Source organism: Hydrogenobacter sp. T-8 (assembly GCF_011006175.1).
In the GTDB taxonomy this organism is placed as follows: domain Bacteria; phylum Aquificota; class Aquificia; order Aquificales; family Aquificaceae; genus Pampinifervens; species Pampinifervens florentissimum.
The window spans coordinates 990,269-1,011,816 of the sequence record NZ_CP048795.1 but is presented as its reverse complement, the minus strand read 5'-3'; the positions used below and the strand labels follow the sequence as shown (position 1 = coordinate 1,011,816).

General features: G+C 46.4%; 25 protein-coding genes and 1 tRNA gene. 12 read left to right on the top strand and 14 right to left on the bottom strand.

From position 1 onward, the window contains the following. The first annotated feature begins 29 nt into the window (after window positions 1–29). From G3M65_RS05900 to G3M65_RS05855, 10 genes are all read left to right on the top strand, one after another. Complete coding sequence (locus G3M65_RS05900) at window positions 30–215, top strand: YgaP family membrane protein (RefSeq protein WP_173833659.1); 186 nt, start codon at window positions 30–32, stop codon at window positions 213–215. Continuing rightward, window positions 212–616 (top strand): Holliday junction resolvase RuvX, encoded by a 405-nt coding sequence (gene ruvX, locus G3M65_RS05895; protein WP_173833658.1) that lies wholly within the window; start codon window positions 212–214, stop codon window positions 614–616. Before G3M65_RS05900 ends, ruvX begins: the two co-directional genes overlap by 4 nt. Then, entirely contained in the window at window positions 613–1,578 is a 966-nt protein-coding gene (gene mltG, locus G3M65_RS05890) for an endolytic transglycosylase MltG (RefSeq protein WP_173833657.1), read from the top strand. The genes ruvX and mltG overlap by 4 nt, the downstream gene beginning before the upstream one ends. Further along, window positions 1,565–2,080 carry an archaemetzincin family Zn-dependent metalloprotease gene (locus G3M65_RS05885; protein WP_173833656.1) on the top strand — a complete coding sequence of 172 codons (516 nt, stop codon included), beginning with the start codon at window positions 1,565–1,567 and terminating at the stop codon, window positions 2,078–2,080. Before mltG ends, G3M65_RS05885 begins: the two co-directional genes overlap by 14 nt. An 11-nt stretch (window positions 2,081–2,091) precedes the next feature. Next, window positions 2,092–3,603 (top strand): F0F1 ATP synthase subunit alpha, encoded by a 1,512-nt coding sequence (gene atpA / locus G3M65_RS05880; RefSeq protein WP_173833655.1) that lies wholly within the window; start codon window positions 2,092–2,094, stop codon window positions 3,601–3,603. Then, window positions 3,600–4,391, top strand: coding sequence for a DUF72 domain-containing protein (locus G3M65_RS05875; protein ID WP_173833654.1), 792 nt, complete (start codon window positions 3,600–3,602; stop codon window positions 4,389–4,391). Before atpA ends, G3M65_RS05875 begins: the two co-directional genes overlap by 4 nt. A gap of 25 nt (window positions 4,392–4,416) precedes the next feature. Beyond that, window positions 4,417–4,818 carry a hypothetical protein gene (locus G3M65_RS05870; protein ID WP_173833653.1) on the top strand — a complete coding sequence of 134 codons (402 nt, stop codon included), beginning with the start codon at window positions 4,417–4,419 and terminating at the stop codon, window positions 4,816–4,818. 58 nt (window positions 4,819–4,876) lie between these two features. Then, window positions 4,877–5,356, top strand: coding sequence for a tetratricopeptide repeat protein (locus G3M65_RS05865; protein WP_173833652.1), 480 nt, complete (start codon window positions 4,877–4,879; stop codon window positions 5,354–5,356). A 4-nt stretch (window positions 5,357–5,360) separates the two neighbouring features. Next, entirely contained in the window at window positions 5,361–5,837 is a 477-nt protein-coding gene (gene smpB, locus G3M65_RS05860) for an SsrA-binding protein SmpB (RefSeq protein WP_173833651.1), read from the top strand. 15 nt (window positions 5,838–5,852) lie between these two features. Next, window positions 5,853–5,943, top strand: a tRNA-Ser gene (locus G3M65_RS05855). Here G3M65_RS05855 and G3M65_RS05850 read toward each other — a convergent pair. The 7 genes from G3M65_RS05850 to G3M65_RS05820 all read right to left on the bottom strand — a co-directional run bounded on the left by G3M65_RS05850 (window position 5,904) and on the right by G3M65_RS05820 (window position 11,805). Then, window positions 5,904–6,728, bottom strand: coding sequence for a polyprenyl synthetase family protein (locus G3M65_RS05850; protein WP_173833650.1), 825 nt, complete (start codon window positions 6,726–6,728; stop codon window positions 5,904–5,906). The two genes, G3M65_RS05855 and G3M65_RS05850, sit on opposite strands and share 40 nt — an antisense overlap. A gap of 116 nt (window positions 6,729–6,844) precedes the next feature. Beyond that, complete coding sequence (locus G3M65_RS05845; RefSeq protein ID WP_173833649.1) at window positions 6,845–7,582, bottom strand: MlaE family lipid ABC transporter permease subunit; 738 nt, start codon at window positions 7,580–7,582, stop codon at window positions 6,845–6,847. Continuing rightward, window positions 7,566–8,729 (bottom strand): chorismate synthase, encoded by a 1,164-nt coding sequence (aroC, locus tag G3M65_RS05840; RefSeq protein WP_173833648.1) that lies wholly within the window; start codon window positions 8,727–8,729, stop codon window positions 7,566–7,568. The genes G3M65_RS05845 and aroC overlap by 17 nt, the downstream gene beginning before the upstream one ends. After that, entirely contained in the window at window positions 8,729–8,932 is a 204-nt protein-coding gene (gene rpmB / locus G3M65_RS05835) for a 50S ribosomal protein L28 (protein ID WP_173833647.1), read from the bottom strand. Before rpmB ends, aroC begins: the two co-directional genes overlap by 1 nt. 35 nt (window positions 8,933–8,967) lie before the next feature. Next, on the bottom strand, window positions 8,968–10,224 hold the full coding sequence (gene ahcY, locus G3M65_RS05830) for an adenosylhomocysteinase (protein WP_173833646.1): 1,257 nt from the start codon (window positions 10,222–10,224) through the stop codon (window positions 8,968–8,970). Window position 10,225: 1 nt separating this feature from the next. Next, the gene (locus G3M65_RS05825; protein ID WP_173833645.1) at window positions 10,226–10,951 is read right to left on the bottom strand and encodes a PP2C family protein-serine/threonine phosphatase; all 726 of its coding nucleotides are present in this window, start codon (window positions 10,949–10,951) and stop codon (window positions 10,226–10,228) included. Then, window positions 10,948–11,805, bottom strand: a complete 858-nt coding sequence (locus tag G3M65_RS05820; RefSeq protein ID WP_254426241.1) for a KaiC domain-containing protein — start codon at window positions 11,803–11,805, stop codon at window positions 10,948–10,950. The genes G3M65_RS05825 and G3M65_RS05820 overlap by 4 nt, the downstream gene beginning before the upstream one ends. A 19-nt stretch (window positions 11,806–11,824) precedes the next feature. On the opposite strand from G3M65_RS05820, the gene miaB reads away from it, so the two are divergent. Further along, the gene (gene miaB, locus G3M65_RS05815) at window positions 11,825–13,135 is read left to right on the top strand and encodes a tRNA (N6-isopentenyl adenosine(37)-C2)-methylthiotransferase MiaB (protein WP_173833644.1); all 1,311 of its coding nucleotides are present in this window, start codon (window positions 11,825–11,827) and stop codon (window positions 13,133–13,135) included. A 62-nt stretch (window positions 13,136–13,197) separates the two neighbouring features. Continuing rightward, window positions 13,198–13,680, top strand: coding sequence for a bifunctional nuclease family protein (locus G3M65_RS05810; RefSeq protein WP_173833643.1), 483 nt, complete (start codon window positions 13,198–13,200; stop codon window positions 13,678–13,680). Here G3M65_RS05810 and G3M65_RS05805 read toward each other — a convergent pair. The 7 genes from G3M65_RS05805 to G3M65_RS05775 are packed head-to-tail and all read right to left on the bottom strand — an operon-like array spanning window position 13,672 to window position 21,547. Continuing rightward, complete coding sequence (locus tag G3M65_RS05805; RefSeq protein ID WP_173833642.1) at window positions 13,672–14,100, bottom strand: hypothetical protein; 429 nt, start codon at window positions 14,098–14,100, stop codon at window positions 13,672–13,674. The two genes, G3M65_RS05810 and G3M65_RS05805, sit on opposite strands and share 9 nt — an antisense overlap. Further along, window positions 14,097–14,741 (bottom strand): site-2 protease family protein, encoded by a 645-nt coding sequence (locus G3M65_RS05800; protein ID WP_173833641.1) that lies wholly within the window; start codon window positions 14,739–14,741, stop codon window positions 14,097–14,099. The genes G3M65_RS05805 and G3M65_RS05800 overlap by 4 nt, the downstream gene beginning before the upstream one ends. Beyond that, complete coding sequence (locus tag G3M65_RS05795) at window positions 14,741–16,447, bottom strand: FAD-dependent oxidoreductase (RefSeq protein WP_173833640.1); 1,707 nt, start codon at window positions 16,445–16,447, stop codon at window positions 14,741–14,743. Before G3M65_RS05795 ends, G3M65_RS05800 begins: the two co-directional genes overlap by 1 nt. A gap of 16 nt (window positions 16,448–16,463) precedes the next feature. Next, a complete protein-coding gene (locus G3M65_RS05790; RefSeq protein WP_173833639.1) occupies window positions 16,464–17,120 on the bottom strand; it encodes a YidH family protein in 657 nt (218 codons plus the stop codon). Continuing rightward, window positions 17,101–18,279, bottom strand: a complete 1,179-nt coding sequence (locus G3M65_RS05785; protein ID WP_173833638.1) for a cation:proton antiporter domain-containing protein — start codon at window positions 18,277–18,279, stop codon at window positions 17,101–17,103. Before G3M65_RS05785 ends, G3M65_RS05790 begins: the two co-directional genes overlap by 20 nt. A gap of 12 nt (window positions 18,280–18,291) precedes the next feature. Beyond that, window positions 18,292–19,335, bottom strand: coding sequence for an acyl-CoA dehydratase activase-related protein (locus G3M65_RS05780; RefSeq protein WP_254426240.1), 1,044 nt, complete (start codon window positions 19,333–19,335; stop codon window positions 18,292–18,294). Between the two features lie 49 nt (window positions 19,336–19,384). Further along, window positions 19,385–21,547 (bottom strand): BadF/BadG/BcrA/BcrD ATPase family protein, encoded by a 2,163-nt coding sequence (locus G3M65_RS05775; protein WP_173833636.1) that lies wholly within the window; start codon window positions 21,545–21,547, stop codon window positions 19,385–19,387. Window position 21,548: the final 1 nt, after the last annotated feature.

Here is a 21,548-nt window from a genome sequence, read left to right as displayed (position 1 = left end):
TAAAATTACTACAAAAGGAGGTGCAAACCATGGAAAAAAACATGGCAACATGGGACAGGGCTATAAGGATAGTGCTAGGACTTGTTTTTCTTTACCTTGCCTTCACCAAGGGCGGTGCCTGGTGGATATTGGGTATAATAGGCATAGTGTTCATAGGGACTTCTGCCATAGGCTTCTGCCCCCTATATAGGGTGGTGGGTATAAGGACAGGTTGAAGGTCCTTGCCATAGACTATGGTAGTAAACGCATAGGGTTAGCCCTTGGAGACACAAGGCTTGGTATAGCTTTACCGCTGGAAGGTATTGAAAACAGGGGTGAGAAAACCCTTCGGACAATAGCGGATAAAGTAAAGGAATTCGGTGCACATATTATTCTTATAGGGCTCCCCCTCACACCAAGAGGAAGGGAGGGACAAAGAGTAAGGGAGGTAAAGGATTTCTCGGAAAAGCTCAAAAATTTCTTGTCCGAGGATGTGGAGGTACTACTTTGGGATGAGAGATACACCACAGAGGAAGCCTATAGACTGATGCAGGATGTAAACCCCAAAAAAAGAGAAAAGCTAAAAGATAGTTTATCCGCCTACCTTATACTTTTGGAATATATAGAGAACCTATGAGATACCTGAAGTTTTTTCTCCCGTTCTTTATCTTAGCTCTTTTTATTTTTTACTCCTTCTTGCCTGTAAAAACTGAGGAAAAAACTGTAGAAATAGCCTACGGGACTCCAACAAAGGATATAGCCCTCCAGCTATACAGGGAAGGACTTCTGAGAAACCCTATGAGTTTTATACTTATTCATGCGGTATACAAGAGAAAACTTGAGGCTGGAGAATACGAGTTTGGCGGGCTTGTATTTCCATGGGACATATACGAAAAGCTCAGTAAAGGTCTCAAAAAGGTCTACAGAATAACTATCCCAGAAGGTGCAGACCTTTATGATATAGCGAGGATTTTGGAGGAGAATCGCATATGCTCCGCAGAAGACTTTCTAAAATATGCGCTTTCTGAAGAAACCATTAAGAGATATGGGCTCAAAGTAAGCAGTATGGAAGGTTTTCTCTTTCCAGATACCTACTTTTTCTCAAAGAATACACACCCTCTAAGGGTTATTGATGTAATGCACAAAAACTTCTTAAGAAAAACCGAAGAACTTAGGAAGAACCTTAAGGAACTTTCCCTTGAAGAGTGGGTCACCATAGCGTCCATGATAGAAAAGGAGACCGCAAAGTCAGAAGAAAGACCCCTTGTGTCCGCAGTTATACGCAACAGACTAAAAAGGGGTATGAAACTGCAGATAGACCCCACCGTCATATATGCATTGAAAAGAAAAAACTTATGGGATGGGCGTTTGACACTTAACCATCTTAGGCTTGAAGATCCCTACAACACCTATGTTTACTTTGGTCTTCCACCATCTCCCATATGCAACCCTGGGATTGAGTCCCTAAGGGCTGTTCTTGAACCTGCAGAGGTTGATTATCTGTACTTTGTTGCGGATGGCTCAGGCGGGCACTACTTTAGCAAAACTTATCAAGAACACAACAGGAGAGTAAGGGAATTCAGAAATGCAAGAAGGTAAGTTTATATATCTCGCTGGTTTTGGTGTGGAAAAGAGGCTCATACTTGCCACTGCAAAGAACATACGTGAGGTGTTTGGTTTTGGTGTAAGGTTCTCGCATATTACACTTCCACCAAGACTTGGCTATAACCCACAAAGAGGGCAGTATAAGGGTGATACGCTTTTAGAGGTTCTATCAAAGGTTTACTATCCTGATATGCTAAAGTTTCTGGCACTCTTACCCTTTGACCTTTATGAAGAGGGACTAAACTTCATATTTGGGCTTGCCCAACTTGGTGGAAGGTATGCGGTGGTAAGCACATACAGATTAAAGAGTGAAGATGAGAGGCTTTTCTTTGAAAGGGTCTTCAAGGAGGTTAACCACGAACTGGGTCATACTTTTGGACTGATGCACTGTAAAAATAAAAAATGCGTTATGAACTTCTCCAACAGTCTGCAGGATGTGGATGCCAAGAGTAGGTTTTTCTGTGAGTTTTGTAGTAAAATACTTCCAAAACCCTAAGGAGGTTTGTTATGGCAACTATAACCTATGAGGAAGCTCTTCAGTTATTGAGAGAGCAGATAAAGGGATTTGAAGCGTCCGCAAAGATGGAAGAGGTAGGTGTGGTCTACTATGTGGGTGATGGTGTGGCAAGGGCTTACGGGCTTGATAATGTGATGGCGAACGAGCTTGTGGAGTTTGAAGGTGGGACTATGGGACTTGCCTTTAACCTTGAAGAGGACAACGTGGGTATTATAGTGCTTGGTAGCGAGAGCGGTATAAGAGAAGGCTCAATAGTGAGAAGGACAGGGAGAATATTGGACGCTCCTGTGGGCGAGGGTCTTATAGGAAGGGTTATAGACCCATTGGGTAATCCTCTTGATGGAAAGGGTCCTATAAAATATGAATACAGGTCTCCAGTGGAAAAAATAGCCCCAGGCGTGGTAAAGAGAAAGTCTGTCCACGAGCCGCTACAGACGGGTATAAAAGCCATAGACGCCATGATACCCATAGGAAGGGGTCAAAGGGAGCTAATTATTGGAGATAGGTCTACTGGAAGAACTACCATATGTATAGACACTATACTAAACCAAAAGGATACCGATGTCTATTGTATATATGTGGCAATAGGTCAAAAGAGGTCCACCACCGCAAGAATAATAGAGCTTCTTGAAAGAAGTGGTGCTATGGAATATACCTGCGTGGTGGTGGCGTCCGCCACAGACCCAGCCTCTTTGCAATACCTTGCTCCCTTTGTGGGGTGCACCATAGGAGAATACTTCAGGGACAACGGAAAGCACGCCCTTATTATCTATGATGACCTCTCCAAACACGCAGAAGCCTACAGACAGCTCTCTCTCCTTATGAGAAGACCTCCCGGTAGAGAGGCATACCCCGGAGATGTCTTCTACCTTCACTCAAGGCTCTTGGAGCGCGCAGCAAAACTAAACGATGAGATGGGTGCAGGCTCCCTTACCGCGTTGCCCATAATAGAGACCAAGGCGGGGGACGTGGCCGCTTACATTCCTACAAACGTTATATCCATAACCGATGGTCAGATTTACCTTGAGCCAGACCTATTCAACAAGGGCATAAGACCTGCCATAAACGTGGGTCTTTCTGTGTCCAGGGTTGGTGGTGCGGCACAGATAAAGGCTATGAAACAGGTTGCTGGAACCCTCAGGCTTGACCTTGCTCAGTTCAGAGAGTTGGAAGCCTTTGTGCAGTTCGCTTCAGAGCTTGACAAGGCAACTCAGCAAACCATAAACAGAGGTCTTAGGCTCGTGGAACTTCTAAAGCAGGAACCCTACAGCCCTATACCGGTAGAAAAGCAGATAATTGCCATCTACGCAGGCACAAACGGATATCTTGACGACCTACCCGTTGAGTCTGTAAGAAAGTTTGAAAAGGAGCTGTATGCTTACCTTGATAGGGAGCGGGCGGACATCCTCAGGGAAATAAAGGAGAAAAAGGCTCTTGATGACCAGCTCAAGGCAAAGATAGAGGAAGCTCTGAAAGACTTTAAATCTAAGTTCATTCCTTGAGAGTATACATAGGCTGTAGTGGTTTTTTCTACAAGGACTGGGTGGGAGGGTTCTACCCTCCCCTTTTAAAGAGAGAGGACTACATAAGGTTTTACTCCCAGTATTTTCAAGTGGTGGAGATTAACTCATCCTTTTACAACTTTCCCAACAGAGGCACGGTCAAAAGCATGCTCTCCAGAAGCTCAAGCCTTAGGTTTGCCTTCAAGGCTCATAGAACCTTCACCCACCACAGGAGCTATACCCAAGAGGATGTCAAGAAGTTCCTGCATGCCCTTGAGCCAACTCTTGAAGAGGACAGGTTTATAGCCCTTCTCTTTCAGTTTCCCGAGCGATTCGGCTATGGAGAGGAAAACCTTAGACACATAAAAAAGCTATCGGAGGATTTTAAAGGCATTCAAAAGGTCATTGAAGTCAGAAGCAAGAGCTTTAAGAAGGTTGACTTCTATCAGTTCCTTGAAGAGCTTGGCTTTTCCCTTGTAAACACCGATGCACCCAAGGGAAAGGGTTTTCTCGTGGGTCCGTGGATTGGCATAGGTGCCATAAACTACATAAGGCTACACGGAAGAGACCCAGAAAAACCATACGATTACCTCTACTCTCTTGATGAGCTAAAGAAGATAAAGGAAAAGGTTAGAAGGCTTGGAGAAAGAGACACTTATATCTTCTTCAACAACACTGTTAGGGCTCAGGCAGTGCTTAATGCTCTTCAGCTAAAACTGCTCTTTGGCATAAGGGTGGAAGTTCCCAAAAACCTTCAAAGTTCTCTAAGAGAGAGGGAGTGGGAGTAAATTATTATCTAAGCGGAGGTAAGTTATGGTGAAACTTCTTTTGATAGTGCTACTCTTTGGCATTGCCTTTCCTAAGGAAGTTCCCTTTACCTTAGAAGACAGAGACAGAATGATAAGGCTTGAGGAGGGTCAGAAGGCTATCATGCATAGGTTTGAGCAGATAGACAAAAGGTTTGAGCAAGTAGAAAGGCAAATAGATAGACTTATCGACATAATGCTTGCCATATTTGCGGGGCAAATTGCTCTTGTCGCAACGGTTATAGGTGTGCTTATATGGGATAGAAGGACGGTGGTTAAAAAAGCTACAGATGATGCTCTTGAAAAGTTTGAAAGTGGAAAGTTTAAAAACCTACTGGAAGCCATGAAGGACTTAGCAAAGGAAGATGAAAGAATTGCAAGGGCTTTGAAAAAGTATAACCTCTTGTAAACCCATGCTTTAGTCTTATATTGTCAATTTTTGTGATAGGGATATATTTAATAGCACTATGAGGGAAATAAGCAAGGATGCAAAGGAGCTTTTAGAGAAGGCTCTTCAGGAACATATGGCAGGCAATCTGCATCAAGCTATAGAGCTATACCAACAATCCATAGACCTTCAACCTACCGCTGAAGCCTACACCTACATGGGCTGGGCATACAGCATGCTCGGTGAGCTTGACACTGCGATAGAACTTTGTCTGAAGGCAATAGAGATAGACCCGGACTTCGGAAATCCCTATAATGACATAGGGTCATATCTTATGGCTATGGGAAGACTTGATGAGGCAATTCCCTGGCTCAAGAGGGCTATAACCGCACCCAGATACGAACCACGGCAGTATCCACATATGAACTTGGCGAGAATTTACCTGATGAAGGGCATGTTCAAGGACGCTCTCTTAGAGGCAGAGAATGCAATAAGGGTAGCACCGGACTACAAACCAGCCCATGTGTTAAGGCATCAAATATTGGCTATGCTAAACTAATAGAATGGCTAAGCAGACTGGAGAGCTTACTGTAGCCTACAACAAAGAAGCAAAAGCGGAATACGAGATACTGGAAACCTATGAGGCTGGCATAGTCCTTGAAGGTCCCGAAGTAAAAGCCCTCAGAAACAGACAGACGGTTTCCTTCAAAGACAGCTTTGTGAGAATTCAAGACGGAGAAGCGTGGCTCTATAACCTGTATATTGCACCATACCGCTATGCAACCATAAAGCCTCCAGACCCACTCAGAACAAGAAAGCTCTTGCTTCACAAAAGGGAGATACTCAGGCTTATGGGAAAGGTGAAGGAAAAGGGCTACACCCTTATACCTTTGAGAGTATACTTCAAAAATGGAAAGGCAAAGGTGGAGATAGCCCTCGCTCGGGGTAAAAAGGCTCACGATAGAAGAGAAGAGCTCCGTCAAAGAGACCTTGAGAGACAGCTAAGAAGAGAGTTGAAGGAAGGGAAGATAAAGCTATAATATATAGTCTGCTTAGGAGGGGTGGCCGAGTGGACGAAGGCGGGTGATTTGAAATCACCAGTGGGTTTACAGCCCACCGGGGGTTCGAATCCCTCCCCCTCCGCCAGTAATGAGTTCCACAAGCCCTAAGAATTCTTCTGTTCTCATATTCATACCTTCAGCTACGTGAATACATTCCTCCTTAAAAAGCTCTATATTTTTCCATAGGCTTTCACCATAGTAAAGATAAAAGCCGTCCTTATCCTTCCAATCATCCACCATCTGAAAGAGCAATCCTACCTTTAGCCCGAGGTTTTCAAGAGCTTGGAGGAATTCCAACCTTTTGGCTACTATGCCCCCTGCCACAAAGCAAAAGGAGAAGAGCCTTGCGGTCTTCTTCAAACTTATTTCTTCCTGAGAGGAGAGCCTCCTTATATCCATTACCTGCCCTCCCACCATGCCCTCAAAGCCTGAGCTTTTGGCAAGTTCTCTTACAAGGAGTAGGAGTTCCCTTTCCCCAAGACTATTAAAGTTTTCCCTCTTTGAAAGCACCTCAAAGGCATAGGTGAGAAGGGCGTCGCCCGCCAGTATGGCAAGGTCTTCGCCAAAAACTATGTGGCAGGTGGGCTTTCCTCTTCTTAGGTTGTCGTTATCAAGAGCAGGAAGGTCATCGTGAATTAGAGAGTAGTTATGCACCATCTCCACCGCACAGCCCACAGTGATGGCATCTTCCATATCACCACCAAGAGCATTACACACCGCACACAAAAAGAGGGGTCTTATACGTTTGCCTTCCTGGAAAAGGTAGTAGGACATGGCTTGATAAAGGAGCTGTGGCTCAAAGGGCGTTAAAAGCTCTCTGAGCTTCTCTTCTATTCTTTCTTTCCATTTATGAATATTTAAATTGTCCATCTCTATCATTCTACTGATGCAATTTTAAGGTTTTCTATCCTATATAAGTTTTCCTTTTTACCTGAGAGCATTTGCCTTACATTATAATGCATTCAGCGGGTCATGCGAGAATGCACTTAGAATATTATCGCAGTCAAAAAGTAGTCAGAAATCAAAATTAGCATGGAAGAGGCTACCACGCTATTGGTAGTTGCCCTTCCCACGCCTTCTGTTCCTCCCCTTGTGTAGTATCCAAAATAGCAACTTACCGCAGAGATGATAAAGCCGAAGAAGACCGCCTTGTATAGACCGCCGATAAAGTCGTAAAGCTCTGCGAGGTCTTTCATTTTTTCCCAAAAGAGGTATTCATTTACTCCAAAAAGTTTGACCGCCACAAACCATCCACCAAATATACCAGAGATGTCCGCAATTACCACGAGCATGGGAACGCCCACAATGCCCGCAAAGAGCCTTGGAGACACAAGGTAGCTTTTGGGGTTTATGCCCATGACCTCAAGGGCATCTATCTGCTCCGTTATCCTCATAGTGCCTATATTAGCAGTCATGGCGGAGCCTACCCTTGCCACCACCATAAGGGAGGCAAGCACAGGACCCAATTCCCTTCCCATGGATATGGCTACCACCGCACCTATGAGGAACTCCGCATTAAAGCGATGAAAGGTGCTGTAGGTCTGAAGGGCTATTACACCTCCAGAAAAAAGGGATGTAATTACTACAACCGGCACCGTTTCGGAGGCAAGGTATGCAAGCTGTTTTATAAAGTGCCTTAGTTTTGGAGGTCTTCTGAAGATAAAGTAAAGACCCCAGAGGGTAAGGAGCGTAGCCCTTCCCACCTCCTCAAAAACTTTTGACATGCTGGAGATACCTCTCAAATCGTTCCTTTATTTCTTCCATAAAATCTCCGCCCAGCTTTTCAAGCAGTGCATCCGCCAAGACTATGGCAAGCATGGCTTCTCCCACCACAGAGGCAGCTGGCACTGCCACCACGTCGCTTCTTTCCTTTCCTGCCCTTACCTCCTCCCTTGTCCGCAGGTCTACGCTTCTAAGGGGCTTTGTAAGGGTTGGTATGGGCTTCATGACACACCGAACAAGAATGGGCATGCCGTTGGTAATGCCCCCTTCTGTTCCTCCAAGGCGGTTGCTATAGCGAAAGTATCCCAACTCCTCTGACCAGCCAATCTCGTCGTGTACCTCAGAGCCATAGAGCCTGCCACTTTCAAAGCCGAGCCCCATCTCCACTCCTTTTATAGCCTGTATGCTCATCATAGCTTGTGCTATCCTTCCATCTATGCGTTTATCCCACTGGATATGGCTTCCAAGCCCCGGTGGCACACCTACGGCGAAGACCTCAAAGATACCACCGAGGCTTTCGCCTCTCTCCTTTGCCTCGTCAATAACCGCCCTGAAGTCTTGGTCTTTTGAGGGGTCTGGGAAACGCAGTTCAGAAAGCTCTGCAAGCTCGTGCCTTTTGAGAAGGTCCTCTTCCCTTATTTCTGGCTTTAGCCTCCCTATACTTACCACATAACTACCTATCCTTATGCCAAATTCCTCCAATAGCCTTTTACATACCGCACCCACCGCAACCCTTGAGGCGGTCTCTCTGGCGGAGGCTCTCTCAAGGATGTTCCTGAGGTCCTTCTGGTTATACTTTATGCCACCTGCAAGGTCCGCATGCCCCGGGCGAGGTCTTACAAAGGGCACAAGGCTCTCTGGTGGCTCTCCCTCGTATGCCATCTTTTCTTGCCAGTTTTCCCAGTCCCTGTTCCATATGACCATGCTTATGGGGCTTCCAAGGGTTTTGCCAAAGCGCACACCAGAGAGAAACTCCACCCTGTCGCTTTCTATCTTCATCCTCCCTCCTCTGCCATAGCCCCTCTGTCTTCTTTGAAGTTCTCTGTTTATATACTCAGAAGAAAGCTCAAGGTTTGCAGGAATACCCTCAAGGATGCAAACCAAAGCCTTTCCGTGAGATTCTCCTGCGGTAAGAAACCTAATAGGCATCAGTCTCTTACAGAAACCGCCTTTACTACCTTACCCGCTTTTAGACACTTGGTGCAGACGTATACTCTTTTTACAGTTCCATCCTCAAGAACAATCTTGACTTTCTGAAGGTTCGGCTTAAAGGTCCTTGAGTTTTGCTCTGCGGAGAAGGTTACGCTCTTTCCAAACTTGGTGGTCTTTCCACAAACATAACACCTTGCCATTTCTAAACCTCCTTCAAGGAACACAATATTATAAACTAAGTGCCAAACTCCCAAGAGGAAAGATATTTAACCTGCTCGGGGGTAAGCTGGTCAATCTCCACGCCCATACTCCTTAGCTTGAGGAATGCCACCTCCCTATCTATCTCCTCTGGCACTCTGTAAACATCCTTCCTGAGGTCTTTGTGGTTCCTTAGTATGTATTCAGCAGAGAGGGCTTGGTTGGCAAAGCTCATATCCATCACTGACGCAGGATGACCCTCCGCACTGGCAAGGTTCACAAGCCTTCCCTGTGCCAAAAGATAGAGCCTTCTACCATCCTTGAGCCTATACTCCTCCACGAAAGGTCTTATCTCCCTTTTACTCGCACTTAACTTTTCAAGAGCCTCTATGTCTATCTCCACATTGAAGTGTCCAGCGTTGGAGATAATGGCACCGTCTTTCATCCTCTCAAAATGCTCCTCTCTTATTACAGAGGTATTGCCAGTGACCGTCACGAAGAAGTCTCCCAGCCTGCAGGCTTCTGCCATGGGCATAACCAAAAAGCCGTCCATCTTTGCCTCAAGGGCTTTTATGGGGTCTACCTCGCAGACTATAACCGTTGCTCCCATACCTCTTGCCCTTTGGGCTACACCTTTGCCACACCATCCGTATCCTGCGACCACAAAGTAAGAGCCTGCTATGAGTCTGTTGGTAGCCCTCATTATGGCATCTATGGTGGACTGCCCTGTACCATATCGGTTGTCAAACATATGCTTTGTATAGGCGTCGTTTACCGCTATTATGGGGAACTGCAAAACTCCCTGCTGAGCCATAGCCCTTAGTCTTATAACTCCCGTGGTGGTCTCTTCCATTCCTCCGTATACCTTCTTTGCAAGCTCGGGAAACTCCCTATGAAGCGTGGATATCAGGTCCGCACCATCGTCTATTACTATGTGTGGCTCTCTTTTTATGACCTCTCTGAGGTGCATATAGTAGGTGTCCGTGTCCTCTCCCTTAATGGCAAAGACGGGTATGTCAAAGTATTTCACAAGGGCAGAAGCTACATCATCTTGAGTAGAAAGGGGATTAGAGGCGGTCAGGTATACCTCCGCACCACCCTCCTTCAAGGTTATCATAAGGTTGGCGGTCTCGGTGGTGACATGAAGGCAGGCGGATACGCGTATGCCCTTGAAGGGCTTTTCCTTTGAGAACCTATCCCTTATACTCCTTAGCACAGGCATGTCCCTTTCCGCCCACTCAATCCTGTTTTTGCCAGCCTCCGCAAGGCTTAGGTCTTTTACATGGTATTCCATCTTACACCTCCACACTTATATGCACAAAGCTCATGTTATCATCACCGCCTTTTTCAAGCAGTAGCTCCGCCATAGCTTTTGGTGTTAGGGTAAGCTCTTGCTCCTCGAGAGGTTCCCACACCCCATCTGAACATATGAGGTATTGTCCGTAGTGTTCCACCTCTCTCATAAAGACCTCAAAGTTTCTAAGGTTAGAGCTTCCTATTATAGCAGATGTGAGAAAGTTTCTCCTTGGGTCATGTTTTGCCCTTTCGGGATCAAGAAGTCCCGCCCTTACGAGCTCCTCCGCCTCAGAATGGTCTTGTGTAAGCCTCAGGGCTTTGCCCTCTTTTATACCATACACCCTGCAATCTCCCACATTGAAAACAAGTCTTCTTTCCTCAAGCAAAAGCAGACCTGCTACCGCAGTGCCAAGTCCAGAGTATACTGGCTTTTCCCTCACAAAGTCCTCAAGCCTGTCTCTGGCTTTCCTAAGAGCCTGCAGAAGCTCCTGCTCTGTCCTCGGTCTTAGCTGAGCAAGAATTTCAAGAAGTAGCCTGCTGGCGATGTCTCCACCCACATGTCCACCAAGACCATCCGCTACCGCAAAGAGACCACCTCCTTCAAAGCTGAGGCATTCTACCCCTTCCATGAACTGCTCCTGAAGGACAAGCCCCCCAATGAGAAGAGCATCTTCGTTAATGAGTCTGTAGCCTCGATGGGTGTAGTAGCATACCCTTAATTTCATCCACTCAGCGGTGGTCCAATCCTTACAAGACCTGTTTCTGTTATTTCCATAAGGTGCGTTCTTGTATCATGCCCGCAGAGCCTACAGCCATCTATGCGAAAGAGGCGAACCACATCCCCTATGGGCTTTTTGTAGAGCTTAGACTGGGCTTGTGTGAGCACGAGGTCTTTGGAAAGCACCATGGAGCAGTCCACTATATGGCTTATGGCATAGCCACCCGCCGCCTCTGCGGTAAGCTCCTCGTGTCCGCTCCTTTTCTGAGAGACAAAAAGGGCGGTCTGATACCACTTTTTCATAAAGTTAAAGAGCTGACGCACCACAAGCCTTGCCTGCATCTCCTTGGCTTCGTATAGCCCTGTGACTGAGTCTATAACCGTGTGCTTGACCTTGTAAGTCTTTATCACATGAGCCAGGGTTGCCAGGAGGTCTGGGATGTTTTCTCTTAACCTGCCATGGCTTGCAGCATCTATAAGGATAATACGCTCTTCTATGTTTTCAAAGTCCATACCCATAGCTTTTGCCCTCTCTCTAATCCCAGCGACGGTAAAGTGAGCGGGGGATTCCACCGTTATAAAAGCTACCGCTTCACCCCTGCTTGCCTGCATTACCGTATACTGCTCCGCCATAAGGCTTTTGCCTGTGTCGGAGACACCTGTTATGTTTACAACCGAATAGGCGGGTATACCTCCAAGGGGCTTTTTTACGGGCTTTCCCCCTTGAACCTCTGAAGTAAAGAAGAGTTCATCAAGACCCTCCACACCAGTAGGCACACCGTATAGCTTGGGGGCTTTTTTGATGGCTTCTCCTGCTACCCATATGCTTTCTTCTACTACCTCTGGTCTTCTTTCCTCCATTGAACTAAATTTTATCACCATGAAGTACTTCATAAAAACCTTTGGATGCCAGATGAACTTTAATGACTCAGAGAGGCTCAAGGGCATACTGCAGAGCATGGGCTATGAGCCCTCGCAAAGCTGGGAAGAGGCGGACATAATCCTCATAAACACCTGCACCATAAGGGAAAAGCCCGACCAGAAGGTCTACTCCCACCTGGGAGAATACAAGAAGATAAAGGAGAAAAACCCGGGGGCTATCATAGGCGTATGCGGATGCCTTGCCCAAAGGATGGGAGAGGAGCTGGTGCAAAAGGCTCCCATGGTGGACCTTATGTTCTCCAGCTTTAACATGCACCAGCTTCCAGAGTTAATTCAGCAAGCTCAGGCAGGATATAAGGCTATAGCCATCCTTGAAAACCCACCAGAGGACGAAGACAAGTTGTGGGAATATCCTACGGTAAGGGACAACAAGTTCTGTGCCTACGTGACGGTAATGAAGGGTTGTGATAAAAACTGCACCTACTGTGTGGTGCCAAAAACAAGAGGCAGGCAAAGGTCAAGAAGTCTCGAAAGCATACTATCGGAGGTCAAAAGCCTTGTGTTAGATGGTGTGAGGGAAATACATTTGCTTGGTCAGAACGTGACCGCATGGGGGCAGGACCTTGGTATTCCCTTTGAAGAATTACTTTACAGAGTTGCGGAAATCCCCGGTGTGGAAAGGATTAGGTTTACCACCGGACATCCCAAAGACCTAACAGAGGGCATCGCCAAAGCTATGGGAGAGATACCTCAAGTTTGCGAGCATATACACCTACCAGTCCAAGCAGGTTCCACAAGGATACTCAAGCTCATGGACAGGGGTTATACAAAGGAGGAATATCTTGAAAAGGTCCAAATGCTGAGAGAATATGTGAAGGGTATAACCTTCTCCACTGACATAATAGTAGGCTTTCCCACAGAAACGGAAGAAGACTTTGAGGATACTTTGGATATTTTAGAAAAGGTGAGGTTTGAACAGGTTTTCTCCTTTAAATACTCACCAAGACCAGACACACCAGCCTATAGCATGGAAGGGCAGATTCCTGATGAGATAAAAACCCAGAGGATGTCAAGACTTCTTGAATTGCAAAAGAGGATACTATCAGAGATAGCCAAGTCCTACGAGGGGACAGAGCAGGAGGTTTTGATAGAGAGCTACGAAGATGGAAAGCTCATGGGCAGGACGAGAACAAACCGGTGGGCTACCCTTAATGGAAAGGAGAGCCTGCTCGGAAAGTTGGTAAAGGTAAAAGTGCTAAGCTCAAAGCCCTTTAATATGGAGTGTGAAGTCCTAAGGGCAATAGGATAAACACTTACACTTCATATTGCTACAGGTAAGGAGAGGAGTAAATTTATACATGGAGGTCTGCCATGATTGAGATGGTGGTGCACGGAGTGACCCTTGACCCTGTATCTCAAATGCCCATAGTAGTGCTTAAGGCTAAGGACAACGAAGAGATACTTTTACCCATATGGATAGGTATCTTTGAGGCGGACAGCATAGTGCGTCAACTTCAAAACATTGAGCCCCCAAGACCTATGACCTATGAGCTTACAAAAAGCATCATAGAAAACATGGGAGCGAGGCTGGAAAAGGTGGTCATAAACGACCTTAGAGATAGCACTTACTATGCGGAGCTTCACCTCCTGCAGGGCAACAACCTTATAGTAATAGACTCAAGACCGAGCGATGCTATAAACCTTGCCTTGAGGTTTGATGCTCCTGTATTTGTAGAGGAAGAGGTGCTTGAAAAGTCCAAGGTGCCGAAGCCAGAAGAGGAAGAGGAGAAGGAAAAATTAAAGGAGTGGCTTGAAAACATAAAGCCGGAGGACTTTGAAAAGGGGCTAAGTTGAAATTGCCCTCTTAAGGCATTCAAACATCAGCTCCTTTGGTGGACTTCCCACATCCACCACAGGCTCTATGGCTACAAGGTCTTCCTTTTCTATGCTTTCGTATAAAAGCCGATAGACTCTTTCAAGTCCTTCTTTGAAACTAAGTCCTTCCTTGAATACATAAAGCTCCATGTCCTCCCTGTAGCCCATGAGGTCGTAGTCCTGTGGATTTTTAATCTCTTCGTCAAAGCCTATGGCGTAAGCCATGCCATGCTCTATTGCCAGCCTCACCGGCGCGTATTCAGAGGCGTAGCATTCCATGTCCACTGGGTTCAAGGGCTTGTCCTCTGGCAGAGCAACCACATAGACGGCGGATGCCCTTTCCCTACTACCTTTTTGATAGTATGCGGATATCTCTATGTAGTAAACCCAAGACCTCATAGCCTACCTAAAAGATATTTCCAAAGAAATAGAATTGGGGGAAATATGACTCTTCCGAGGATACCAGTGAAAAGGAGAAGGGTGATTATAAGAAAGCCATACATCTCAAACCTATAGAAGAGCTCCCAGTATCTCACGGAAAAAAAGCTCATCACCGCCCGGCTTCCATCAAGGGGTGGTATAGGGATGGCGTTAAAGAAGGCAAGCACCAAGTTTATCAAAACCGCATTAGCGGAGAAGAGGGCAAGGGGTATGAGTATAGCGTCACTCAGAAAGTTCAGATAGCCTTCCCTTATGGTCCGATAGAGGAAGGCAAAAACCAAAGCAAGCCATACGTTCATCACTATACCCGCTATGGAAACAAAAAAAGTTCCTACTCTAAGGTCTCTAAACCTGAGGGGGTTTATGGGCACAGGCTTTGCCCAGCCAAAGAGTATGGGAGAACCTATAAGCATGAGCATGCCCGGGAGGATTATAGTGCCCAATAGGTCTATGTGGGGTATGGGGTTTAGGGTTAGCCTGCCGAACTCCTTGGCGGTTGGGTCTCCCATCTTATAGGCAACCCATCCGTGGGCGTATTCGTGCAAAATAACAGCCATCATAAGGGCTGGTAAGGCTACTACCGCGGTTTGTGGGTCCATCAATATTTCCTCTCCGCAGGTTGGTGCTGGGTTATCTTTACCTCTGCGTAGTCTATCTTGAGCTTGTCTCCTTCTTGCCAAACCAATGTATGCTTTAAGAAGTTTTCATCATCCCTCTCTGGATAGTCCTCTCTGTAGTGTCCACCTCTTGACTCTCTCCTGTGGAGGGCACAGTAGGCTACCGCTCTTGCAAGGTGTAGCATGTTTCTTAGCTCAAGCACCTCTATAAGGTTTGTGTTAAAGACCTTGCTTTTGTCCACCACTGGAATGTTCTCCCAACGCTCTAAAAGTTCAGAAAGCTCCTCGTAAGCACTTTGTAGGGACTTCTCATCCCTGAATATACCCATCTTTTCCCAAGTTATCTCGCCCATCTTCCTCCTTATGTCCGCGAGTTTTTCGTAGCCTTCTCTTTTCATAAGACCCTCTATAAGCTCTTTACCCTTAGCCTTTTCTCCCTCTGAAAGCTCAAGAAAATCCACCTGTTTGGCGTATTCCCTTGCGGATATGCCACAGAACTTTCCAAAGACCAGAAGTTCTATAAGGGAGTTTCCTCCAAGTCTGTTGGCACCATGCACGGACACGCAGGCACACTCACCTACTGCATAAAGACCCTCAAGGGGTGTGGAGGAGGTCATGTAGTTTTCTATGTGTATGCCACCCATGCAGTAGTGGGCAGTGGGTCTTATGGGCACAGGGTCGTAAACTGGGTCAACACCCTCAAAGTCTATAGCAAGCTGACGCACCTGAGGTAGTCTTTCCTTTATCTTCTCTTCTCCAAGATGTCTTAGGTCCAAAAGCACGTAGGCGGAGGTCCCCTCTCCAAAGCCCCTGCCTTCCCTTATCTCGTATTCTATGGCTCTTGAGACCATGTCCCGTGGTGCGAGCTCCATCTTCTCTGGTGCATACCTTGCCATAAAGCGCTCGCCTAGTTTGTTTATTAGGTAGCCTCCTTCTCCTCTACAGGCTTCTGAAAGCAGTATGCCAGTTTTGGCAAGACCTGTGGGATGAAACTGGATAAACTCTATATCCTTTAGGGGGAGACCATTAAGAAGAGCTACCGCCACACCATCTCCCGTGTTACCTATTGCGTTGGTGCTTCTTTGCCAGTATATGCGTGCAAAGCCACCTGTGGCAAGGACTACCGCCTTAGCCTTTAGGTTTACCACCTCTCCGTTTTTTATATCGTATAGGGACACACCCTTGACCCTCTGTCCGTCGTGGATAAGGTCAAGAAGGAAAAACTCGTTGAAAAAGTCTATGTTTTCTCTGGCAAGTGCCTGCTCAAAAAGGGTGTGCAAAAGCACATGTCCCGTCCTGTCTGCGGAGTAAACAGTCCTTGGAAAAGATGCACCACCAAAGGGTCTTTGGGCTATCCTGCCATCCTCCATCCTTGAAAAGGGCACACCCCAACGGTCAAGCTCATAGACCACCTCGGGTGCATGCCTGCACATAAAGTAGACTGCATCTTGGTCCGCCAAAAAGTCAGAACCCTTTATGGTATCAAAGGCGTGGGCTTCCGGGTTATCTTGAGGAACCGCATTTCCAAGGGCAGCGTTTAGACCCCCTTGTGCTGCACCTGTATGAGACCTTGTGGGGTAGACCTTTGAAACCACCGCCACCCTTATGGATGGGTCCCTTGCACACTCTATAGCGGTGCGAAGACCAGCACCACCGGCACCTATAACCACTACGTCATAGCTTTTCATGGCTTTAAATTTTAACCTATATTACCTTCAGCACATAGAAGGTTAGCACCAAGCAGGCTATAAATATAACCACTCCATAAGCCTTGTAAAGCCAAGTGTGTGTCCTATAGAAGCCTTTGTCAACCTGCTGTATAGTTCTGTAGAAGTTAGCCATGCCAAGGATTAAGGTAAGCAAGCCAACCACTATAACAAAGATACCTATGCCTACAAGCCTGTGGTGCTCTTCCGCAAGGTGAATGTTAAAAACCTTTTCAAGCTGAAGCAGGAAAAACTCAAACTTCTCTATAACAAAGCCAAAAACTATAAGGGCTATGGCAGTCCTCACCCAAGCAAGAAAGGTCCTCTCCGCTGCCATGTAAATCCTTGGGTCTGTAACTTCCTTTGGATGCACAGGAATACCTCCTTCTATGTATTTTATGTCTAAGTAGAAGGTAATTAAACCTGCGATAATCATAAAAACTCCTATAACTCCAGAGACTTTGGCGGTCCATTCAAGAAGCACAGAAGCATGTATCTTTTGGGTAATGACAGCCAGTGTCTCCAACTTTCTGAGAAATACTCCAAAGGACAAGGTGTATAGGGCAAGCCTGACATAGCCAAGGTATGTTCTTTCCACAGACATGTATATGCGCGCATCTCTGGCAGAGGGTAGTTTATCTTTTAGCACCAACATGGCTTACAAACTCCTTTACAAGCTCCTCAAAGGCGTAGTAGTAGGGATTTATTACCCTGTATATTCCCATCTTTTCTAACTTCTCCGCATCCTTTTGAGACCTTGCGACCGCTATTATTTTGCCCTTGTAGTCCATGTCCCTTAGGTTATTTACCAGTGTCTTTATGTCTTCCAGCTCTGGGACGGTTATAACTATTATGCTGGACTGACTTATAGGTAGCTCTTCCAAGGTTGTTTTGTCCTCCGCAGAGCCAAAGTAGGCAGGCAGTCCCTTTTCTCTAAGCTCACCTACCCTTGAAGGGTTGTAGTCCAAGCCTATGGCGTTTATACCCATCTCCTTACAGTGCTCTAAGAGCTCGCCACCGAGCCTGCCAAGTCCAAATATGACAACCTCCACTGGTCTTTCTTCAGAAAAGAGCTTTTCAAACCTTAGCTCTGCATGAGGTGTCCTCTTTTCAAAAACACTAAGATAAGGCTCAAGCCATTTATATAACTTATGGGAGTAGAGTATCATATAAGTGGAAAGGGCTATGGTTATAAGACCCACCATGGTGGTTATGCTAAGGGCGTCCATTCCCACATGACCTAAGGACATACCCATAGCCACGAAGATTATGGAGAACTCGCTTATCTGTGCCACTGTAAGACCTGCCAAGAAGCCTGTTTTCTTCCTGTATCCCATAATACCCATTATCACCATAACAATAAGAGGGTTGCCAATTAGAACAAATAGGGACAGAATAACCGCAATGTGCCAGTCCATGCGAATTACAGAAAAGTCAAACTTAGTGCCAAGGTCTATAAAGAAGAAAAGGAGCAGTTTGCCAAGAAGCAAGATTATAAAAAAGCCTATAACACTGGTAAAGATTATCTGACCCAAGCCAGTGGCTACCGCCACCGCACCAAGTCTACGCACATACTGAGGGTTTAGTTCCAAACCTACAAGAAAGAGAAGCACCGCAACGCCTACTTGAGCCAAAATATCTACCGTGTCCTGTGCCTTAACAAGCCCAAAGCCAGAGGGACCAAGCAAAATGCCAAGGATTATGTAAGCTATAATGAGAGGTTGGCGAAGCACAAGACCCAAAAGACCCAGCAAAACCGCAAGGAGCAGTATAAAGGCAAATTCAAAGTAAGCGGTGGTGAAAAATGAATGCATTATATTCTCATTTTAAACCAAAAGTTGCGAAGGCACAGCTCCAAGCCTGCTGAGTTTTTTCTTTATGATGTCCTGTGAATACTTTTCCAAGTAGTAGACTATGGTTTCCACTCTTATCTTTACACTACCTGCAGGCTTTGTCTCATCTAACTCTCCGAACTTGAAAAAGAGCGTCCCAGAACTCTCCACTATCTTCTGCACTGGTGTAAAGGTTGGCTGGTCCATGCCACACTCGTAGCTGGAAAGCCTTATGACTCCCGTTATCCACGGAAGCCTCGCAGAAAACTTTGCTCCCCATATTATCTCGTTGGTGTTTGAGCTGTATGAGGAAGTCCACACATCTGAGATATCAAAGTAGCTCCTTATTATGCCAGCCCTTATCTCCTTGCTAAAGAGCCACTCCAAGAGCCAGTCATCTAAGGGTAGGTAGTTATACCAAAGCACAGGAAAGCCATACTGTTGGAATTCTCCATCTATATCATGCCCTATGCCAGGGTCCATATGGTAAGGTCTTGCAAGGACAAGGATGGCAGGTCTGTTGTTTTTTACGCACCACCTTATTATCTCAAGGCTCTTTTCTCTCATTTTTCTTTCAAAGTCCTCAAGGGCTCTAAAGCCTTCTTTTACCGCTCTTGCGGTCTCTTCAAGAGTAAGACCCGGAATATGCTCCTTTAAGGACTCCCACAGATACTTGGGAAGAAGTTCAGGTTCTGCAAAAGGCACAAAGGGAGAAACAAAGGCTATTCCCCTTTCTTCAAACTCCTTTCTCTCCCTCAAAAAGCCAGCCTTTATATTCTCCACGCTCATCATTACCCGAGTACAAGAGAGAGTATCCACCACATGACCCTTGAGAAAGGATGGCAGGGAGTATATCATGGGAACAAAAAGCAGGTTTATATCCTTGTGAAGAAGCTCGCCCATATGCCCTGCGAGAGCCTTTACAGGAAAGCAGGAGTCCATGGTTATTCTACCCTTTCCATATTCTCTGTATTGCTCCTCAGAGGTGTCTGAGCTAAAGACTATCCTGCCCACGCCAAGGCTTTGGAAAAAGCCCACCCAAAATTGGTGAGTGCCCCATATGTTGAGGAACTTAGGGATACCTACCTTAATGGACCTTCTGTCCCCTTGGGACTTTAAAGGCCTCCTTTTTAACAAAGTCAGCGAGGTTAGGAAATTCATGCTTTAACCTCTCCATCTTTTCTTTGACTGCCTTTAGCTCTCTTTCGTCTTCCACAAGACCCTTCGGGCAGGCGTTGTTAACAATAAGCCTTACCCATCCTGCCTCAAGTGGAACTTTGCTCCAAGGTCTTCCCTCACCCTCGCCTATGTAAACATCTATAAAGCTCCTCTGACAGTTTACAGGACACCAATGACACACTGTGTCCTTTGAAGTGGTGGACCTGTAGGTGAGCCTCTCTATGCTTTCAAAGCCTCTAAAGGAAGTCTTTCCATGTTTTTGGTAATGCTCAAGTGCGATAAGTGCTGAACCTATAGCTCCTGCCTCGCCTGAATAGGGATGCACGTAGACCTCTGCATCTGGGACTTTGGACTTTATGAAGTCTATTTGAGCTTTCACCACCGCAAGGTTTCTGTGCGTGCCACCTTGGAGGATAAACTTCTTACCTACCTGTGAGAGGTTATTTATGTTGCCCGCATAGACCCACACATTGAGAGGAAGCACATAGCAAAGTCCTGCAAGAATCTCCTCTGCCTTCCAACCTTTTCTTTGCTGGTTTACTATATCGCTTTGTAGGAAAACGCCACAGCCCATGGTAAAGCTCGGCATAGCTTTTGCAGAGAAAGCCCTGTCCGCTATCTCAGAAAGTGGAATACCAAACCTCTCCGCCACTCCCTGCAGAAAGGCACCATTCCCAGAAGAACACTGAGAGTTTAGCCTAAAGTCCACCACAGAACCTTGACGCAGTATCATAATCTTTACATCCACTCCACCCACGTCGCATATGCAGTCCGCATCTGGGAAAAAGTGAAGCCCAGCGACCGCATGAGCGACCGTTTCCACCACCGCCACATCCGCACCAAGAACATCCTTTAGCAAGTCTTTACCATAACCCGTAAGTCCCAAAGCAAGAACCTTTCCATCGCCAAGGTATTCTTTTATCTGCCTGAATATGTCCTTTGCATCCTCTATGGGATTTCCCTTGCTTAGGCTGTAGCAGGAAAAGACTATTTCCTTGTCTGGCGTGATGCATACCGCCTTGGCGGTGGTAGAGCCAAAATCACATCCTATGATTATCTCCTTTGCCTTCTTTGGCTGAATTTTGTTTTCCACCACGTAGGAGTATTTCTTCTTAAACTCAAGGAGCTCCTCCTCCAAGGAAACAAGACCCCTCCTGCCTTCTTTTAGCTTTTGTTCATATTGACCTTCTTCCACCCACCAGCGAAGCCTTTCTGTGCCTGCGTAAAGCCCTCCTTCTTCCTCAAGAGCTGTGAATATGCACCCCAGCGCAGCGTAATATAGGGAGTTTTCTGGAACAATAACCAGCTTTTCCATCTCCTCCCTGCTAAAGTCCCCTATGCCCCTTTCCTTCCAGAGCCTTTGCAGATGCAGTCTCCAAGCCTGTTGAAGTCCTTTGAAGAAGAGATTAGGACCTCCAAGAAGAAGCACCTTAGGAAGAGGAGTGTTTCCCTTGGTAAGCTGAGCGAGGTTTTGGTAGACCACCGCCTCAAAGAGGGAGGCAATTATCTCTTCCTTTGGCACGCCCGCTTTCACCAAAGAGTTCACATCCGCCTCCGCAAAAATGCCGCACTTGGAGCTTATTCTGTGAAGCGTATAGCCCTCGTAGTCCATCTGGGAAAGGACGTCAGAGGAGATGCCTAACTTTCTCGCAGACTTTTCTATAAAAGTTCCAGTCCCACCCGCACACACATTTTGCATATAGACCTGTTTGTTTCTTTTACCCTCCTGTTCCTTTATAAAGATGGTTTTCATATCCTCCCCGCCTATCTCGCTTACAAACCTCACATCTGGATGCAGTTTTTCCACCGCAGTGGCAACCCCCACCACCTCCTGCACAAAGCGAGCCCCTATTAGCTCTCCTACAAAGCCACCGCCAGAGCCTGTGATGTACACCCTGTCCCTGCCTGGCTTTAGCCCATATCCGCCTTCAAGCCTTAGGAGAAACTCCAAAACCTTCTCAGCTTGTTTTGTGTTGTGCCTCTCGTAGGCTCTATCAAGGATATTGCCCTTTTCGTCCGTCAGCACATACTTACAGGTGGTGCTACCCACATCTATACCCAGCAAGAGCATA

What these genes read in the sequence shown, in the direction of transcription:
- G3M65_RS05775 (WP_173833636.1), bottom strand. Translation starts at nt 21,547, where the DNA reads ATGCTCTTGCTGGGTATAGATGTGGGTAGCACCACCTGTAAGTATGTG.
- G3M65_RS05790 (WP_173833639.1), bottom strand. Translation starts at nt 17,120, where the DNA reads ATGTTGGTGCTAAAAGATAAACTACCCTCTGCCAGAGATGCGCGCATA.
- G3M65_RS05900 (WP_173833659.1), top strand. Translation starts at nt 30, where the DNA reads ATGGAAAAAAACATGGCAACATGGGACAGGGCTATAAGGATAGTGCTA.
- G3M65_RS05850 (WP_173833650.1), bottom strand. Translation starts at nt 6,728, where the DNA reads ATGGACAATTTAAATATTCATAAATGGAAAGAAAGAATAGAAGAGAAG.
- aroC (WP_173833648.1), bottom strand. Translation starts at nt 8,729, where the DNA reads ATGCCTATTAGGTTTCTTACCGCAGGAGAATCTCACGGAAAGGCTTTG.
- smpB (WP_173833651.1), top strand. Translation starts at nt 5,361, where the DNA reads ATGGCTAAGCAGACTGGAGAGCTTACTGTAGCCTACAACAAAGAAGCA.
- G3M65_RS05805 (WP_173833642.1), bottom strand. Translation starts at nt 14,100, where the DNA reads ATGAGGTCTTGGGTTTACTACATAGAGATATCCGCATACTATCAAAAA.
- G3M65_RS05800 (WP_173833641.1), bottom strand. Translation starts at nt 14,741, where the DNA reads ATGGACCCACAAACCGCGGTAGTAGCCTTACCAGCCCTTATGATGGCT.
- atpA (WP_173833655.1), top strand. Translation starts at nt 2,092, where the DNA reads ATGGCAACTATAACCTATGAGGAAGCTCTTCAGTTATTGAGAGAGCAG.
- G3M65_RS05810 (WP_173833643.1), top strand. Translation starts at nt 13,198, where the DNA reads ATGATTGAGATGGTGGTGCACGGAGTGACCCTTGACCCTGTATCTCAA.
- mltG (WP_173833657.1), top strand. Translation starts at nt 613, where the DNA reads ATGAGATACCTGAAGTTTTTTCTCCCGTTCTTTATCTTAGCTCTTTTT.
- ahcY (WP_173833646.1), bottom strand. Translation starts at nt 10,224, where the DNA reads ATGGAATACCATGTAAAAGACCTAAGCCTTGCGGAGGCTGGCAAAAAC.
- G3M65_RS05845 (WP_173833649.1), bottom strand. Translation starts at nt 7,582, where the DNA reads ATGTCAAAAGTTTTTGAGGAGGTGGGAAGGGCTACGCTCCTTACCCTC.
- miaB (WP_173833644.1), top strand. Translation starts at nt 11,825, where the DNA reads ATGAAGTACTTCATAAAAACCTTTGGATGCCAGATGAACTTTAATGAC.
- G3M65_RS05795 (WP_173833640.1), bottom strand. Translation starts at nt 16,447, where the DNA reads ATGAAAAGCTATGACGTAGTGGTTATAGGTGCCGGTGGTGCTGGTCTT.
- G3M65_RS05870 (WP_173833653.1), top strand. Translation starts at nt 4,417, where the DNA reads ATGGTGAAACTTCTTTTGATAGTGCTACTCTTTGGCATTGCCTTTCCT.
- G3M65_RS05885 (WP_173833656.1), top strand. Translation starts at nt 1,565, where the DNA reads ATGCAAGAAGGTAAGTTTATATATCTCGCTGGTTTTGGTGTGGAAAAG.
- G3M65_RS05825 (WP_173833645.1), bottom strand. Translation starts at nt 10,951, where the DNA reads ATGAAATTAAGGGTATGCTACTACACCCATCGAGGCTACAGACTCATT.
- rpmB (WP_173833647.1), bottom strand. Translation starts at nt 8,932, where the DNA reads ATGGCAAGGTGTTATGTTTGTGGAAAGACCACCAAGTTTGGAAAGAGC.
- G3M65_RS05785 (WP_173833638.1), bottom strand. Translation starts at nt 18,279, where the DNA reads ATGCATTCATTTTTCACCACCGCTTACTTTGAATTTGCCTTTATACTG.
- G3M65_RS05820 (WP_254426241.1), bottom strand. Translation starts at nt 11,805, where the DNA reads ATGGAGGAAAGAAGACCAGAGGTAGTAGAAGAAAGCATATGGGTAGCA.
- G3M65_RS05865 (WP_173833652.1), top strand. Translation starts at nt 4,877, where the DNA reads ATGAGGGAAATAAGCAAGGATGCAAAGGAGCTTTTAGAGAAGGCTCTT.